Annotated in this window: 17 protein-coding genes and 1 pseudogene; 6 read left to right on the top strand and 12 right to left on the bottom strand. The window is 48.7% G+C overall.

The window, feature by feature from the left end; translation table 11 throughout:
• Positions 1 to 558 (bottom strand): annotated as a pseudogene (locus Q384_RS12620) (hypothetical protein); the annotation flags it as partial.
• A 63-nt stretch (positions 559 to 621) separates the two neighbouring features.
• On the opposite strand from Q384_RS12620, the gene crcB reads away from it, so the two are divergent.
• The gene (crcB, locus tag Q384_RS06070) at positions 622 to 1,002 is read left to right on the top strand and encodes a fluoride efflux transporter CrcB (RefSeq protein ID WP_037586580.1); all 381 of its coding nucleotides are present in this window, start codon (positions 622 to 624) and stop codon (positions 1,000 to 1,002) included.
• 68 nt (positions 1,003 to 1,070) lie between these two features.
• Here the strand turns inward: crcB and iscX are convergent, their stop codons facing one another.
• The 6 genes from iscX to Q384_RS06040 all read right to left on the bottom strand — a co-directional run bounded on the left by iscX (position 1,071) and on the right by Q384_RS06040 (position 4,382).
• Entirely contained in the window at positions 1,071 to 1,265 is a 195-nt protein-coding gene (iscX, locus tag Q384_RS06065) for a Fe-S cluster assembly protein IscX (RefSeq protein ID WP_037586579.1), read from the bottom strand.
• A gap of 19 nt (positions 1,266 to 1,284) precedes the next feature.
• Positions 1,285 to 1,623, bottom strand: a complete 339-nt coding sequence (gene fdx / locus Q384_RS06060; protein WP_037586578.1) for an ISC system 2Fe-2S type ferredoxin — start codon at positions 1,621 to 1,623, stop codon at positions 1,285 to 1,287.
• Positions 1,624 to 1,731: 108 nt separating this feature from the next.
• Positions 1,732 to 2,475 (bottom strand): 3-oxoacyl-ACP reductase FabG, encoded by a 744-nt coding sequence (gene fabG, locus Q384_RS06055; protein WP_037586577.1) that lies wholly within the window; start codon positions 2,473 to 2,475, stop codon positions 1,732 to 1,734.
• A gap of 107 nt (positions 2,476 to 2,582) precedes the next feature.
• Complete coding sequence (gene fabD, locus Q384_RS06050; RefSeq protein WP_037586576.1) at positions 2,583 to 3,518, bottom strand: ACP S-malonyltransferase; 936 nt, start codon at positions 3,516 to 3,518, stop codon at positions 2,583 to 2,585.
• Between the two features lie 71 nt (positions 3,519 to 3,589).
• The gene (locus Q384_RS06045; protein ID WP_156956473.1) at positions 3,590 to 3,811 is read right to left on the bottom strand and encodes a hypothetical protein; all 222 of its coding nucleotides are present in this window, start codon (positions 3,809 to 3,811) and stop codon (positions 3,590 to 3,592) included.
• A gap of 19 nt (positions 3,812 to 3,830) precedes the next feature.
• Positions 3,831 to 4,382, bottom strand: a complete 552-nt coding sequence (locus Q384_RS06040; RefSeq protein ID WP_037586575.1) for a C40 family peptidase — start codon at positions 4,380 to 4,382, stop codon at positions 3,831 to 3,833.
• A 256-nt stretch (positions 4,383 to 4,638) separates the two neighbouring features.
• Between Q384_RS06040 and Q384_RS06035 the strand changes: the two genes are divergently transcribed.
• Positions 4,639 to 6,312, top strand: a complete 1,674-nt coding sequence (locus Q384_RS06035) for an ABC1 kinase family protein (RefSeq protein WP_037586583.1) — start codon at positions 4,639 to 4,641, stop codon at positions 6,310 to 6,312.
• Positions 6,313 to 6,441: 129 nt separating this feature from the next.
• On the opposite strand, the gene Q384_RS06030 is transcribed toward Q384_RS06035, so the two are convergent.
• The 3 genes from Q384_RS06030 to surE form a co-directional block, all read right to left on the bottom strand.
• Positions 6,442 to 7,353, bottom strand: coding sequence for a peptidoglycan DD-metalloendopeptidase family protein (locus Q384_RS06030; protein ID WP_037586574.1), 912 nt, complete (start codon positions 7,351 to 7,353; stop codon positions 6,442 to 6,444).
• A gap of 162 nt (positions 7,354 to 7,515) precedes the next feature.
• Positions 7,516 to 8,187: a protein-L-isoaspartate(D-aspartate) O-methyltransferase gene (locus Q384_RS06025; RefSeq protein ID WP_037586573.1), complete on the bottom strand. Its 672-nt coding sequence runs from the start codon at positions 8,185 to 8,187 to the stop codon at positions 7,516 to 7,518.
• The gene (gene surE, locus Q384_RS06020) at positions 8,184 to 8,936 is read right to left on the bottom strand and encodes a 5'/3'-nucleotidase SurE (RefSeq protein WP_037586572.1); all 753 of its coding nucleotides are present in this window, start codon (positions 8,934 to 8,936) and stop codon (positions 8,184 to 8,186) included. Before surE ends, Q384_RS06025 begins: the two co-directional genes overlap by 4 nt.
• 57 nt (positions 8,937 to 8,993) lie before the next feature.
• Here surE and Q384_RS14280 point away from each other — a divergent pair, with 57 nt between their 5' ends.
• From Q384_RS14280 to Q384_RS06010, 3 genes are all read left to right on the top strand, one after another.
• Positions 8,994 to 9,122, top strand: a complete 129-nt coding sequence (locus tag Q384_RS14280) for a hypothetical protein (protein WP_281174506.1) — start codon at positions 8,994 to 8,996, stop codon at positions 9,120 to 9,122.
• Positions 9,123 to 9,219: 97 nt separating this feature from the next.
• Positions 9,220 to 10,020: an SPOR domain-containing protein gene (locus Q384_RS06015; protein WP_037586571.1), complete on the top strand. Its 801-nt coding sequence runs from the start codon at positions 9,220 to 9,222 to the stop codon at positions 10,018 to 10,020.
• A 37-nt stretch (positions 10,021 to 10,057) separates the two neighbouring features.
• Entirely contained in the window at positions 10,058 to 10,738 is a 681-nt protein-coding gene (locus Q384_RS06010) for a thiol:disulfide interchange protein DsbA/DsbL (RefSeq protein ID WP_037586570.1), read from the top strand.
• Between the two features lie 170 nt (positions 10,739 to 10,908).
• Here the strand turns inward: Q384_RS06010 and Q384_RS06005 are convergent, their stop codons facing one another.
• Positions 10,909 to 11,250, bottom strand: coding sequence for a YbaB/EbfC family nucleoid-associated protein (locus Q384_RS06005; protein ID WP_037586569.1), 342 nt, complete (start codon positions 11,248 to 11,250; stop codon positions 10,909 to 10,911).
• A gap of 128 nt (positions 11,251 to 11,378) precedes the next feature.
• The gene (locus Q384_RS06000) at positions 11,379 to 12,227 is read right to left on the bottom strand and encodes a 23S rRNA (adenine(2030)-N(6))-methyltransferase RlmJ (protein ID WP_037586568.1); all 849 of its coding nucleotides are present in this window, start codon (positions 12,225 to 12,227) and stop codon (positions 11,379 to 11,381) included.
• 157 nt (positions 12,228 to 12,384) lie between these two features.
• On the opposite strand from Q384_RS06000, the gene Q384_RS05995 reads away from it, so the two are divergent.
• Positions 12,385 to 12,864, top strand: a complete 480-nt coding sequence (locus Q384_RS05995; RefSeq protein WP_245608516.1) for a DUF4870 family protein — start codon at positions 12,385 to 12,387, stop codon at positions 12,862 to 12,864.
• The last annotated feature ends 25 nt before the right edge of the window (positions 12,865 to 12,889 follow it).

Here is a 12,889-nt window from a genome sequence, read left to right as displayed (position 1 = left end):
GGGATCGATTGTCCAATCCCATAAAAACGCCAGATAATTGGCGGCAATAACGGTTGTGCTGCCGGTCATGTCGCGGTTGACTGCGCCGTTTGGCTGCCATAAAAAACCCCATACGCTGTTGCTGTATGGGAGTAGGGAAGTACGTGGATTGGCGGTGTAATTGGCGTCGCCCAATATCAAATCATTGCCTGCGCCTGCTGATATATGGTCTCGCCCGTCGCCGCCGAACAGCATATCGCGCCGCTCACTGCCATAGAGCCAATCATTGCCGTGCTGTCCGCCCAACCAATCGCCTTCTTTGCCGCTGTCGGCAGTGGTTGTTTTATAAGTTTCACTGCTGTCGTTGCCATACAAATAATCGCCGCCGCCACCGCCCATGATGATGTCCACACCGCCGCCGCCGTAAACCGTGTCTATCCAACCCGTTGCAATGGCGCTGTCGGCAAGTACATATTCTCTGCCGATGCCGCCGTAAATTTTATCTGCGCCGTCGCGTGCCATCACCACGTGTCCGTAGCCATCGCCGGTGTAATAAATATCGTCTTGTTGGCTGCCCATAAGGTATATTTAATTTGTGAATTTGGTATTACAATTTGCCTTTTCCGCTACCAAAACAAATTTATGTATTCTATATTGGCAATTGCCTGCGGCGCGGTATTGGGTGCGTTGCTGCGCTGGTGCTTGGGTAATGCGTTTAATCTGATTCACCCGCATCTGCCGCTGGGAACATTGCTCGCCAATTGGATTGGTGCGTATTTAATCGGTGTTATCGCGGCGTTATTTAACAGCCTGCCTGTATTCAGTACGGAATGGCGTTTATTTTTAATCACCGGTTTTTTGGGTGCGCTGACCACTTTTTCCAGTTTTTCATTGGAATCTGTGTCGCTGCTGCAGAATCACCGATTCGGTATGGCATTCGCACACATCGCTCTGCATTTAGGCGGCTCGCTGCTGCTCACCTTTTTGGGTTTGATGACGGTGTTTTGGGTGGTGGGAAAATAGAGATTGGCTGCTGAATTTTTCAGGCAGCCTGATTGATTTGATTGAGACGAAGAAACAAATCTGCCGCTTCAGCTTATTTCTTCAATCCACGCTTGCTGAATGGCTTCCAATACTTTTTCACCGCAGTGATCGGGATTATCATCAAATTCCGGCAAGCCCAACACCAAAGCGCGCAATTCGGTAAACCGAATGTTTTGCGGGTGAATATCGCTGTGCGCATCTGCCAAGGATTCGGCAATACGATAGACATCAGTCCATTTCATGGCATTTCCTTAATTTGTATCAATGATGCTCACGGGCATGGTTGATGGTGTATTTGGGGATTTCTACGGTTATGTCTTCTTTGCCCACTTTTGCCTGACAGCTCAAACGTGAATCTGCTTCCAAGCCCCATGCCTGGTCAAGCAAGTCTTCTTCAATTTCATCGGCAGCAGACAGGCTGCCAAAACCTTTGCGAACCAAAACATGGCATGTGGTGCAGGCGCAGGATTTTTCACAGGCATGTTCGATTTCGATGTGCTGATTGAGCAGCGCATCGCAAATGCTCTCGCCGATTTTGGCTTCAAACACGCTGCCTTCAGGACAGAGTTCCGGGTGCGGCAATACGGTAATGGTTGGCATGTTGATTGGTCGTTATATTAGATAGAAATGAATGGCTGAAATTTTATTTCAGGCAGCCTGAATATGAATCATTAGGCTGCCTGAAAACACCTGAATTTGTTGATGTTGTTACGGCATCAACATGCCGCCGTTTACATGCAAGGTTTGCCCGGTGATGTAGCGGGCTTGGTCGCTTGCCAAAAACAATACGGCATCGGCAACGTCTTCAGGTGTACCAAAGTATCCCAGCGCGGTTTGGGCGGTAAACACATCGCGCTGTTCTTGCGGCAGGGCGCGGGTCATGGCGGTATCGATAAAGCCCGGGGCGACACAATTGACGGTAATCCCACGGCTGCCGACTTCGCGTGCCATGGATTTGGAAAAGCCGATTAAACCTGCTTTAGCAGCGGCATAATTGGTTTGCCCTGCATTGCCCATCACACCAACCACGGAAGCGATGCTGATGATGCGTCCCGCACGCGCTTTCATCATGCCGCGTACCACGGCTTTAGATGCACGGAATACCGATTTCAAATTGATTTGCATGATTTCGTCCCATTCAGATTCTTTCATGCGCATCAATAAGTTATCACGGGTAATCCCTGCATTGTTTACCAAAATATCAATTCTGCCGTGTGCTTTTTCAATATCGGCAACCACATTTTCAATGCTGTTTTCTTCTTCGATATTCAGCACACACCCTTCACCGCCGAATATTTTCAAGGTTTCACCAATTGCCGCCGCGGCAGATTCGGTGATTCCCGTACCAATCACTTTCGCGCCATGTTCCGCCAAAGTTTTGGCAATTGCCGCACCAATGCCGCGCGACGCGCCTGTTACCAAAGCGACTTTACCTGTCAAATCTTGATTCATTTGTTTACTCTTTCCAGTTGGTAATCAATCATACCCCTCGAATTAATCGGCTCTGGCTTGTTTGACTACCGATTATTCATGGGATTCATTTGTGTTGTAACCGAATTTCAGTGTGCCGCAATAAACCCGCGCACCGCGTCTTCACTCACCAGTGCCGTACAAACCGCTGCTTTATCAATGCGTTTTGCCAATCCTGCCAACACCTTGCCGGGGCCGCATTCGGCGGATTCGGTAATACCCTCGCTCACCAAAAGCGATACGGTTTCCGTCCAGCGCACGGGTGAATACAATTGACGCACCAACGCGTCTTTAATCGCTACCGCGTCGTTATGTGCCGCCACATCAGCGTTGTGGATAACCCGTATTTGCGGTGTTTTGATGTCTGTGTTTTGCAAGGCTTTTGCCAATTTTTCCGCCGCAGGCTTCATCAATCGGCAATGCGACGGCACAGACACAGGCAAAGGCACTGCGCGCTTCGCGCCCGCCGCTTTTGCCAGTTCAACAGCATGCGCAATGGCAGCGGCACTGCCCGCAATCACCACCTGCCCGGGTGAATTAAAATTCACCGCTTCTGCCGTTTCGCCTGCACATTCTTTTTCTGCTTGGGCGCACACTTGGCGCACGGCTTCGTCGTCCAAACCCAACACCGCCGCCATCGCGCCTTGCCCTTGCGGCACGGCTTCCTGCATGAGTTCGGCGCGCAAACGCACCAAACGCACGGCATCAGTAAACAACAGGCTGCCTGAAGCCACCAGCGCGGTGTATTCGCCCAAACTGTGTCCCGCCAGTGCCGCAGGCAACTTGCCGCCCAGTTCCTGATAGGCACGCCACGCGGCAACACCCGCTGCCAACATCAAAGGCTGGGTATTCACGGTTTCGTTAATCAAATCGGCATCGCCGCCATTAATCATCGCCCATAAATCCAGATTTAAAACTGCGCTCGCTTCGTCAAAAGCAGCTTTTACTATCGGCATGCCGGCAAAGCCTGCCATCATATTCAAACTCTGCGAACCTTGCCCGGGAAAGAAAAATGCAAACCGCATATTGTGTCCTTGTGTCTTGATTGCTGTTTTTCAGGCAGCCTGTTTTGCGCATTGCGGCTGCCTGAAACCATTTAATTTTCTGATGAATACGGGTTTTCCACCGCATTCATCAATTTGTGTAAATAATCGCGCAATTGCACTTCTGTACAACCCATTAACAAGCCGTCTTCAAACGCATCTTGGGCTACCTGAAATAATTCCTGCATATTTTGCTGCATCACTTTGATTTTTTCAGTGCAGGACACGGCTTCACCTTGTTCATTGAGCCATTTGGGCATATCGGGAATCGGCACGGCACAACTCCTTTAAAAATCAGGGCAAGAAACGTGCCGTCGAATGCACTACTCGGCGGGCGGAAACGTATTTTTTTGCCCAATATCCGCTGTCAATACTGACAATCTCAATGTCTTTACCGGTGCGCGGTGCGTGAATCATGCGTCCTTTACCGATATACATGCCCACATGTGAAACGCCGCGCCCCAGTGTGTTAAAAAACACCATATCACCCGGCTGCAATTCTTCTTTGGATACTGCTTCACCCTCTTTTGCCATTTCGCGGGAGGTGCGCGGCAAGTTTACTTTAAACGACCGTTTAAAAATATATTGCATAAACCCGCTGCAATCCAAACCGCTGATGGGAGAATTGCCGCCGAAACGGTAGGCAACGCCCAATAAACCCATGGCGTTCATCAACAAATCACCTGAACCGTCTTCACCGCTCAACACTTCACTGCGTTCTTGAATCAGCCGATCCAACGCCGCATTATCCAAACCTTCCGGCGCGGCTTGGGCATAATTCATCAGCGACAAAGCGATACACACACTCAACACTGACCGACTGATTTTTTTTCTGATTCCATTCATTCGGTTTACTCGTTTCTGTCATACTTACAGAAGCTGTTTAATCTCTTGAAACAATTTCTTTAGATGTATTTTGTTTTGGTGCTTTTTTCGCCGTTCGTCTTTGCTTCAGAACCGTAGGTGTGCGACCTCTTCAGCAAAAAAATCCCTCAAAACTGTGCCAAATAAATCATTTCAAGAGACATTAAACCGCTTCTCAGCAAGGGTGCTTGTGCTATCCTTGTCAAGCACCGACTTTCAATTGCTCACTGCCAACAATATGAAAAAATCTGCTTTATCCGCCCTTGGGGATTTATCGCGCCTTCGCGAAATCACCGCTGTTTTAACCAAACACGGACTGGGTGAATTTGCTTCACGCATCAAACTCCCCACGCCTTTTCGGCGAAACCATCAATCGGAAGCCGATTCCGGCCGCATTCGCCGCCATTCTCTGCCGCAGCGCACAGCAATGGCGTTGGAAGATTTGGGACCTGCTTTCATTAAATTAGGTCAATTGTTGTCCACCCGCACCGATATTTTTGATGCAGAATGGACAGATGCTTTTGCCAAATTGCAAGACAATGCCCGTGAACTGCCCGCTGATTCCATTCGGCAATTGATACAACAGGAACTCACACAAAATATTGACGATGTTTTTGAATACATTGATCCTCAGCCGCTGGGCAGTGCATCTATCGCTCAAGTTCACTTTGCTCGCCTACACGGCGGCAACAATACGGCTCTGAAAATCAAACGCCCGAATATTGATGCCACCATTGCTGCAGATTTGCGCATTCTAACCCATATTGCCACGCTTATTGAAACAGAAATACCCGAAACGCGCCGCTATCGTCCGGTACAGATGGTGCATTATTTCGCACGGTCATTAACCAAAGAAACTGATTTAAGCAACGAGTTGCATTATATTCAATATTTTGCCCGCATTTACCGAGACACACCGCATTTGCATATTCCGAGCGTCTATCCGGAATACTCCACCCAAAAATTATTGGCGCAGGAATTCATTGACGGCACATTATTAAGCCGTGTGCGTCCCGATGATTTACCGCCAGCCACCCGCCGGCAGCTTGCCGAAAACATCACCGACTGCTTATTGAATATGATTTTGCAGCAAGGTATTTTCCATGCCGACCCGCATCCGGGCAACATCTTTTTCAATTCAGCCAATAATATTACATTGGTTGACTTTGGTTTAATCGGACAGTTAAGCCAAACACGTCGCCGCGAAATCATTGCTTTAATTTACGCTTTAATGCGGCGCGACGGCAATGCCATGCAATTTGTACTCAGCAATTGGGCGCAAGGCGAAATACCTGATGAAGACTTGCTGGGCATGGATTTAATGGAAATGCTCAGTAATTACGAACACGTTCCCATGCGCCACTTGCGCATCAGCCAAGTCATCGGCGACATCACTCGAATTTTGCGCACGCACGAACTCACCTTGCCCGCTGAATTGGTGATGCTGTTCAAAACATTAATGACTTTAGATGGTGTGCTGAAGCAGCTGGACGGCGACTTTGAACTTTTAACCCACACCAAACCCATTATCAAAAAACTGATTCGCCAACGCATCTCTCCGCAGGAAATCTGGCAAAAAAGCCAAGCCAACGCCCGTATGCTCGCTTTTATTGCCGGCGACATACCGCACAATCTTCTGCGGTTTGGTCAGCGTCTGCAAAAAGGGCGTTTCGGCATCAATCTGGATATTAAACGCTTAGAAGAATTGAACAACCGTTTAGACCACATCACCAATCGGCTGACCATGGGCATTGTTACCGCTGCATTGATTATCGGCTCGTCTATTGTGATGAATATCAATGCCGGTCCCAAAATGTTCGGCTTACCGTTTTTCGGATTTATCGGCTATTTGCTCGCTTTCGGCAACAGTTTGTGGTTGTTGTGGTCAATTTGGCGATCAGGCAAACACTGAATCATAAAAAAACCAAATCATTGTTCGATTTGGTTTTTTCAGGCAGCCTGAAACATGAACGCAATAAACGGCAGCAACCGTTCATCATCATCGCATGATAAATTTTTCAGTATTTTGATTGTGCCGCTGCTACATCGGTAAAAATCTGCTCGGATCCATCGGTGTACCGTTTTCACGCAATTCAAAATGCAGCTGCGTGCGCTTGGCATCGCTGTTGCCCATGGTGGCAATTTGCTGACCGCGCTTCACTTGTTGATTCTCTTTCACCAACAAACTTTGATTGTGGCTGTATGCCGTCAAATAGGTTTGGTTGTGTTGCAAAATAATCAAATTGCCATAGCCGCGTAAACCCGAGCCGCTGTACACCACTTTGCCGTCTGCCGCCGCATAAATCGGCTGCCCCAAAGTGCCGCCGATGTCAATGCCTTTGGTGCTGCCGCTGAATTCCTGCAATACCTTGCCGGCAGTGGGACGCTGCCACTCAATGCCGCTGACCGAACGGGTTGCACCCGCGGCGGCGGGTTTGGCAGGAACAGCAACAGTGCTTGCCGGCACAACAGGCGCAGGTACAACCGGCACAGGCGTAACCGTTACCGCAGGTTGTTGCACCGCAGGCACAACGGCGGCAACAGCAGGCGCAACATAGCCTGCCGGTTTCACCCGCAAGGTTTGACCCAAGCTGATATTATTATCCTCACCCACACTGTTCCACGAACGCAATTGTTCTTGGGTAATTTGATAGCGTTTGGCAATGTTGTAAACCGTGTCGCCTTTCACCACGGTATGCGATGCGGCGCGCACGTCCACCGATGCGTATTGCCCGGCAGCCTGCGGCACAACCGCTGTTGCCTGTGCTGCCGCAACACCCGGTGTATAGGGTGCTGTATTGTCATACCCGGGCGTTGCTGTGGTTTCCGGTGTTTGATAACTGCCGTCGGTACCGGATTGTGTGGGCGCGGGATCTTGTTTTAACCAAGAGCAGGCACTCAATGCCATTGCCAAACCAGACCCAATCCAATAAACATAATTTTTTTTCAACATCGTCATTACCTTATCGTATTAAAACAATCACACCGCACATCAATCGAATAGACACTATCATAAAACAATCCACGCAGTCCGACAAATTGACCCGCACCCGAATTTGAACACAACACACGGAAACGGCCATTTATTTTCGTCATCAGCCCGCATCCCGAAACATTAAGCATCGCTCACCAGCGGCACAAATAAGGCTTCCTGTACACAGGTTTCCCGATAACCGTCTGTCGTTTTATCAATCACCCATAAAAACTGGGTATTGCCTTCAGACAGCGGCAAAACCATGCGCCCGCCCACCGCCAGCTGCTGCAACAGCGGCACCGGAATCTGACCGGGCGCGGCGGTAATCACAATACCGTCAAACGGTGCTCGTTCAGGCAGTCCCAAATAACCGTCGCCGCACACCAGCCGCGGTGCCGAAGCCGAACGCACTGCCCGCAAATGCCGTTTGGCGCGTTCATGCAACAGGCGCAAACGTTCCACCGAATAGATTTCAGGCAGCCACAGCATCTGCAACACCGCTGTTTGGTAACCGCAGCCCGTGCCGATTTCCAATACCCGCCGCAAGCGATTAATCGGCCCTTCACCCAGTAGCAGCTGCGTCATTATCGCCACGGTGTAAGGCTGGGAAATGGTTTGCCCCAAACCCAAAGGCAATGCCGTGTCATCATAAGCGCGCGAACGCAAGGCTTCTTCCACAAACAAATGGCGCGGCACACTTGCCAGCGCACTCAAAACTTCGGCGCGGTGTATGCCCATTTGCGCCAAACGCGCCACCATGCGAATACGCCGCAATTCATAGTCTGCACCGCGTCCGTGTCGGGTTAAGCTCATGCGTTCAAATCCTGCCAAAACGCAGATACAGCGTCGGTTTGCCGATAATCGGTCAAATCCATTTGCAACGGGGTAACGGTTACAAATCCGGCTTCGTTTTCGGCAAAATCCGTGCCGCGCTCACGGTCTGCCGCATCACCGGCAGGACCAATCCAATACATCGGTTCACCGCGCGGACTTCTTGTCGGCACCACTGATTGGGCATGATGCCGCCGTCCCAGCCGCGTGATGCGGCAGCCACGCACATTTTCGGGCGGCACGGCGGGAATATTGATGTTCCACAACATCGGTTCACTCGGTACTTGGCACAAAAATTTTTCCAACATGCGCCACACCACTTGTTCCGCCGTTGTCCAATAACGGTTTTGCTTGTCGTTCAGTGAAAACGCCAAAGCGGGAATACCCAATAAATAGGCTTCCGTTGCCGCTGCTACCGTGCCTGAATACAGCGTGTCATCACCCATATTCGCGCCGTGATTGATACCTGAGAGCATTAAATCGGGTTTAAAGTCGGGCATGGCATACAGTGCCAAATGCACACAATCGGTGGGCGTACCGCTCACAAAGTAAAAACCATTTTCCGCTTGGCGCAAACGCAAGGGACGATCCAGCGTCAGCGAATTACTCACGCCGCTGCGATCCCGCTCGGGCGCAACCACCCGCACATTGGCAAATTCACCCGCCACCCGCGCCAAAACCGCCAAACCGTATGCCAAATAGCCATCGTCATTACAAATTAAAATATTCATGGTGTTTCAGGCAGCCTTATTTATTATTTCTGTTATTGTTTGGCGACTATTATATAAGTGATTACTCATTTTCGCCGACTGCTGTTACAGTTCACTTTTAAAACCATGACCGCCGCCATGATTGACACCGCGCCAACACAAAATCATTCTGCCATTCAATACAACGACGATAAAGCCATTTTATGAAATTTGTTTTTGTGCAAAATCCGGAAAACTTAACCGCCGTTTTCGCACAATCACACTGATTTTGCTAGAATGCCACATTATTTTCTCTGCCAACAGTATGAAAAAAAAGCAACCCAACAAAAGACAAACCGCCGCACAGCCAAATCATGCCGGCAGCAAAGGGCTAATCGGCTTTGTCGTGGGTTTGTTGCTGGCGGTTATCGTGATTGGCGGTGTATTGTGGTACATCAATCAAAATCCCACTCACTTCAAACAGCCTGCCGCCACACCAGCCGAATCCGAATCGCCGCCGGAAATTTTAACGCCGCAAAACAATATTCCGCTGATTTTTACACCGGAAATTATTCGCGGCAATGCGTCTGCGTCTGCCTCTTCTGATGTATTGGGCAGCTTTATTGACCAACAACCCAATGAAACACCGAATACATCAACCGATAAACCCACCGCACAGACAGCTTCATCACCGTTGGAAAAAACCGCCAAGCCCATTGTTAAACCCGCTGCCAAAAACACACCCGAAACTGTGTCGCCCGAATCCATATTAAACAGCGGCAGCTTGGAAAAAGCGCAAAAAGCGGCAGCAGAGAAAGCAGAAAAAGAAACCGCAGCAAAAGCAACAGAAAAAACAGCAACAGAAACGGCTGCAAAAAACACCGAAAAAGCCGCCGTTTCACGTGTATTGCTGCAACTGGGTTCATTTAAAGACGAAAAATCAGCAGACAGCCAACGCGCCAAACTGGCCATACTCGGCGTGGACACACACATTAAAAGCAGCCAAGTAAACGGTTCTGCCGTTTACCGAGTAGAAACCGCACCGATGAATCGCCGGCAAGCCGATACCATCAATAAACAATTGCAGCAAAACAATATTGATTCACTGATGCGCACCGCACCATAAACCACATACATAAACCACTCATTAAGGATTGAAACACATGAAAAAAACCGCTTTGGCATTAGCCGCTTCCCTTTTATTTACCGGCAATTTTGCCTACGCCTTAACCGAAGGCACAGATTACACCGTATTGAAGCAAACAATACCGCAAACCGACAACAGCAAAATTGAGGTGCTGGAATTCTTTTCCTACAGCTGTATCCACTGTTACAACCTCGACCCCATTTTACTCAAACACAGCAAATCATTTGCATCGGATACTTACTTACGCACCGAACACGTGGTTTGGGACAACAACATGCTGAATCTGGCACGCATTGCCGCCGCCGTTAACAGCAGCAACACCAAAACCCAAGCCAACCCTGTGATTTTCAATGCCATGTTTGAGCAGAAAGTCAACCTTGCCGACCCCAAAACATTTGAATCATGGGCTGCAAGACAAAATGGATTCGCCCCTGTTTTGAGTGCCTACCATTCACTGAATAACCCGGTTCAAGCCAGACGCATGCAAGACATCACCAAACAATACGCCATCAGTGCCACGCCCCTGTTGATTATCGGCGGCAAATACCAAGTCAAAATGCACGACCTTGACTCTGCCATGAATACCGTTGATCAACTCATTGCCAAAGTGCGTACCGAACGCGGCATGAAAGCCGCTGCGCCACGTGTTCTGCCCAAAAGCATCGGCGGTTCACTGGCAAATGTGGCAAATCACTGATTGATGCTCGGCATCATTAAAAAAGCGGCTGCCTGAAAAGAATGGCTGCCTGAAAAGTTTTTACTTTTTACCGCCATTCCCCGCTTCACAAAAAACACCGATTAAAATTGGATACTTTAAATCAAAGCCAAATTTAAATCGGTGTTTTTGCATCTTGCGGTTTATTTAAATTATTTAAAAAAATCACCCATGCCCGGCGGTAAATTAAAACCTTGCGTAAACTGCGCCATGCGCTCGTTTGTGGTTGATTCCGCTTTGCGAACAGCATCGTTCACAGCAGCGGCGATTAAATCTTCCAGCATCTCTTTGTCGTCTGCCGCATCAGCCAATAGGCTGTCGTCAATTTGAATGCGTTTCACGCCGTAATGGCAGGTCATTGCCACCTTAACCATACCCGCACCCGATTCACCCTGCACTTCAACATTGCCCAAATCCTCTTGGGCTTTTTTCATGCGTTCTTGCATTTGCTGGGCTTGTTTCATCAAACCACCCAAACCGCCTTTACCTAACATTATTTTTCCTTCCGATAAATCATCATTAATCTAAGCAACTGCTTACTTTACTTTCCTATCTTGCCACAGAAATCGGTTTAATCCCAGCGGCACGGGTTTAAAAAACCGCCGATACCGAGAATCTGCAATCAAACGGCTTTGCCATCCAAATGCCATACCGCGCCGCTGTCCTGCGCCAAAACAGCCGTCAATATCGGCAGCACTTCACGCAAGATTTGTACCAAAGTATAAGGCGGATTGATAATAAACATACCGCTGCCGTGCATACCCAAACCGTCTGCCCGCGGGCGGTTTACCTGCAATTGGGCATGTACATACGATGCAGGCGACAGTTTTTTCAGCTTTTCAGGCAGCCCAATAGACTCTGTGCGGCTGAGCATCGGATACCACAGTAAATAACAGCCGCCGGCAAATTTTTTTAATGCTGCTTGTAAAGTTTGCACCGCCGCCGAATAATCTTGTTTCAACTCATACGGCGGATCAATTAACACCACGGCACGGCGCGTGGGCGGCGGCAATAAAGACAACAAACCTTTAAATCCATCGCCGTGAATAATTTGTGTTCGTTTTGCCGCCCTGCTTTCCTGCATGTTTTGATTCAACAAAGCATAATCTGTTGGGTGCAATTCAAACAAACGCAAGCGGTCATCGCGGCGCACCAGTGCCTGCGCCAGCCACGGAGACCCGCAGTAATGCACGTTCATGTCCGGCACAGCCTGTTTCAGGTAGCTTGTAAACGCAGTCAAATCTTCAGGCAGCCCGTGGTGTGCCAATACGCGGGCGATGCCGTTTTGGTATTCGCCTATTTTTTGTGCTTTCTCATCGTGCAGGTCATATAATCCCGCGCCGGCATGGGTATCGATATACCAATAGGGTTTGTCTTTTTGATTAAAATACGTCAAAACGGCAAACAAACAAAAATGCTTTAACACATCGGCATGATTGCCGGCGTGAAAAGCGTGGCGGTAACTGAGCATTGGTTGAGGCTGCCTGAAAAAATGAATCGCAGTTATTCTGGCGTATTTTGTTTTTTTTCGCCATTATTTTTTACGCAGTTTTAACCCTGAAAATCCTTGTTGCAGGCAACAATTCAGCCGATAATTAAAACCTCTAAAACTATTTTGGGAAGCTGTCATGAGCAATGAAACTGAAAACACCGATACACAAGCTATCGCGAGCAATGAAGCCGAAAATGCTGATACACAAGCTGTTGCGAGCAATGAAACCGAAAACACCAACGCACAAAATACGCAAAATACGCAAATTGCCCCTGCTAAAAATCCTCAGCAGCAACAAAAAATATTCACCATTATTGCCTATGCCATGTTTGCTTTGGGCCTTTTTACCGCCATTACCCCGTTTGTCGGCGTTATCATTGCCTATGTGAAACGCGATGAAATGCGCGGTACGATTTATCATGATCACATGCAATTTTTAATCCGTACCTTTTGGGTAGCATTGGCAGGTGCTTTGATTGGCGGTATTTTGTGCTTGATTTTAATTGGTTTTTTGGTGCTGGCTGCCGTTTTTGTTTGGTATGTTTTCCGCTTGATAATGGGAATTATGAATTTATTGGACGATAAATCAATTACCCCCACCGGCTGGCTGATATAAACATACCTCAAACCACAATGCACAA

The organism is Stenoxybacter acetivorans DSM 19021 (genome assembly GCF_000745895.1).
In the GTDB taxonomy this organism is placed as follows: Bacteria; Pseudomonadota; Gammaproteobacteria; order Burkholderiales; family Neisseriaceae; genus Stenoxybacter; species Stenoxybacter acetivorans.
The sequence above is the reverse complement of the archived record's forward strand: the minus strand, read 5'-3'. Positions and strand labels throughout refer to the sequence as shown.

Excerpts from the sequence above, each read along its gene's own strand:
- crcB (WP_037586580.1), top strand. The coding sequence starts at position 622 with ATGTATTCTATATTGGCAATTGCCTGCGGCGCGGTATTGGGTGCGTTG.
- iscX (WP_037586579.1), bottom strand. The coding sequence starts at position 1,265 with ATGAAATGGACTGATGTCTATCGTATTGCCGAATCCTTGGCAGATGCG.
- fdx (WP_037586578.1), bottom strand. The coding sequence starts at position 1,623 with ATGCCAACCATTACCGTATTGCCGCACCCGGAACTCTGTCCTGAAGGC.
- fabG (WP_037586577.1), bottom strand. The coding sequence starts at position 2,475 with ATGAATCAAGATTTGACAGGTAAAGTCGCTTTGGTAACAGGCGCGTCG.
- fabD (WP_037586576.1), bottom strand. The coding sequence starts at position 3,518 with ATGCGGTTTGCATTTTTCTTTCCCGGGCAAGGTTCGCAGAGTTTGAAT.
- Q384_RS06040 (WP_037586575.1), bottom strand. The coding sequence starts at position 4,382 with ATGAATGGAATCAGAAAAAAAATCAGTCGGTCAGTGTTGAGTGTGTGT.
- Q384_RS06035 (WP_037586583.1), top strand. The coding sequence starts at position 4,639 with ATGAAAAAATCTGCTTTATCCGCCCTTGGGGATTTATCGCGCCTTCGC.
- Q384_RS06030 (WP_037586574.1), bottom strand. The coding sequence starts at position 7,353 with ATGTTGAAAAAAAATTATGTTTATTGGATTGGGTCTGGTTTGGCAATG.
- Q384_RS06025 (WP_037586573.1), bottom strand. The coding sequence starts at position 8,187 with ATGAGCTTAACCCGACACGGACGCGGTGCAGACTATGAATTGCGGCGT.
- surE (WP_037586572.1), bottom strand. The coding sequence starts at position 8,936 with ATGAATATTTTAATTTGTAATGACGATGGCTATTTGGCATACGGTTTG.
- Q384_RS06015 (WP_037586571.1), top strand. The coding sequence starts at position 9,220 with ATGAAAAAAAAGCAACCCAACAAAAGACAAACCGCCGCACAGCCAAAT.
- Q384_RS06010 (WP_037586570.1), top strand. The coding sequence starts at position 10,058 with ATGAAAAAAACCGCTTTGGCATTAGCCGCTTCCCTTTTATTTACCGGC.
- Q384_RS06005 (WP_037586569.1), bottom strand. The coding sequence starts at position 11,250 with ATGTTAGGTAAAGGCGGTTTGGGTGGTTTGATGAAACAAGCCCAGCAA.
- Q384_RS06000 (WP_037586568.1), bottom strand. The coding sequence starts at position 12,227 with ATGCTCAGTTACCGCCACGCTTTTCACGCCGGCAATCATGCCGATGTG.
- Q384_RS05995 (WP_245608516.1), top strand. The coding sequence starts at position 12,385 with ATGAGCAATGAAACTGAAAACACCGATACACAAGCTATCGCGAGCAAT.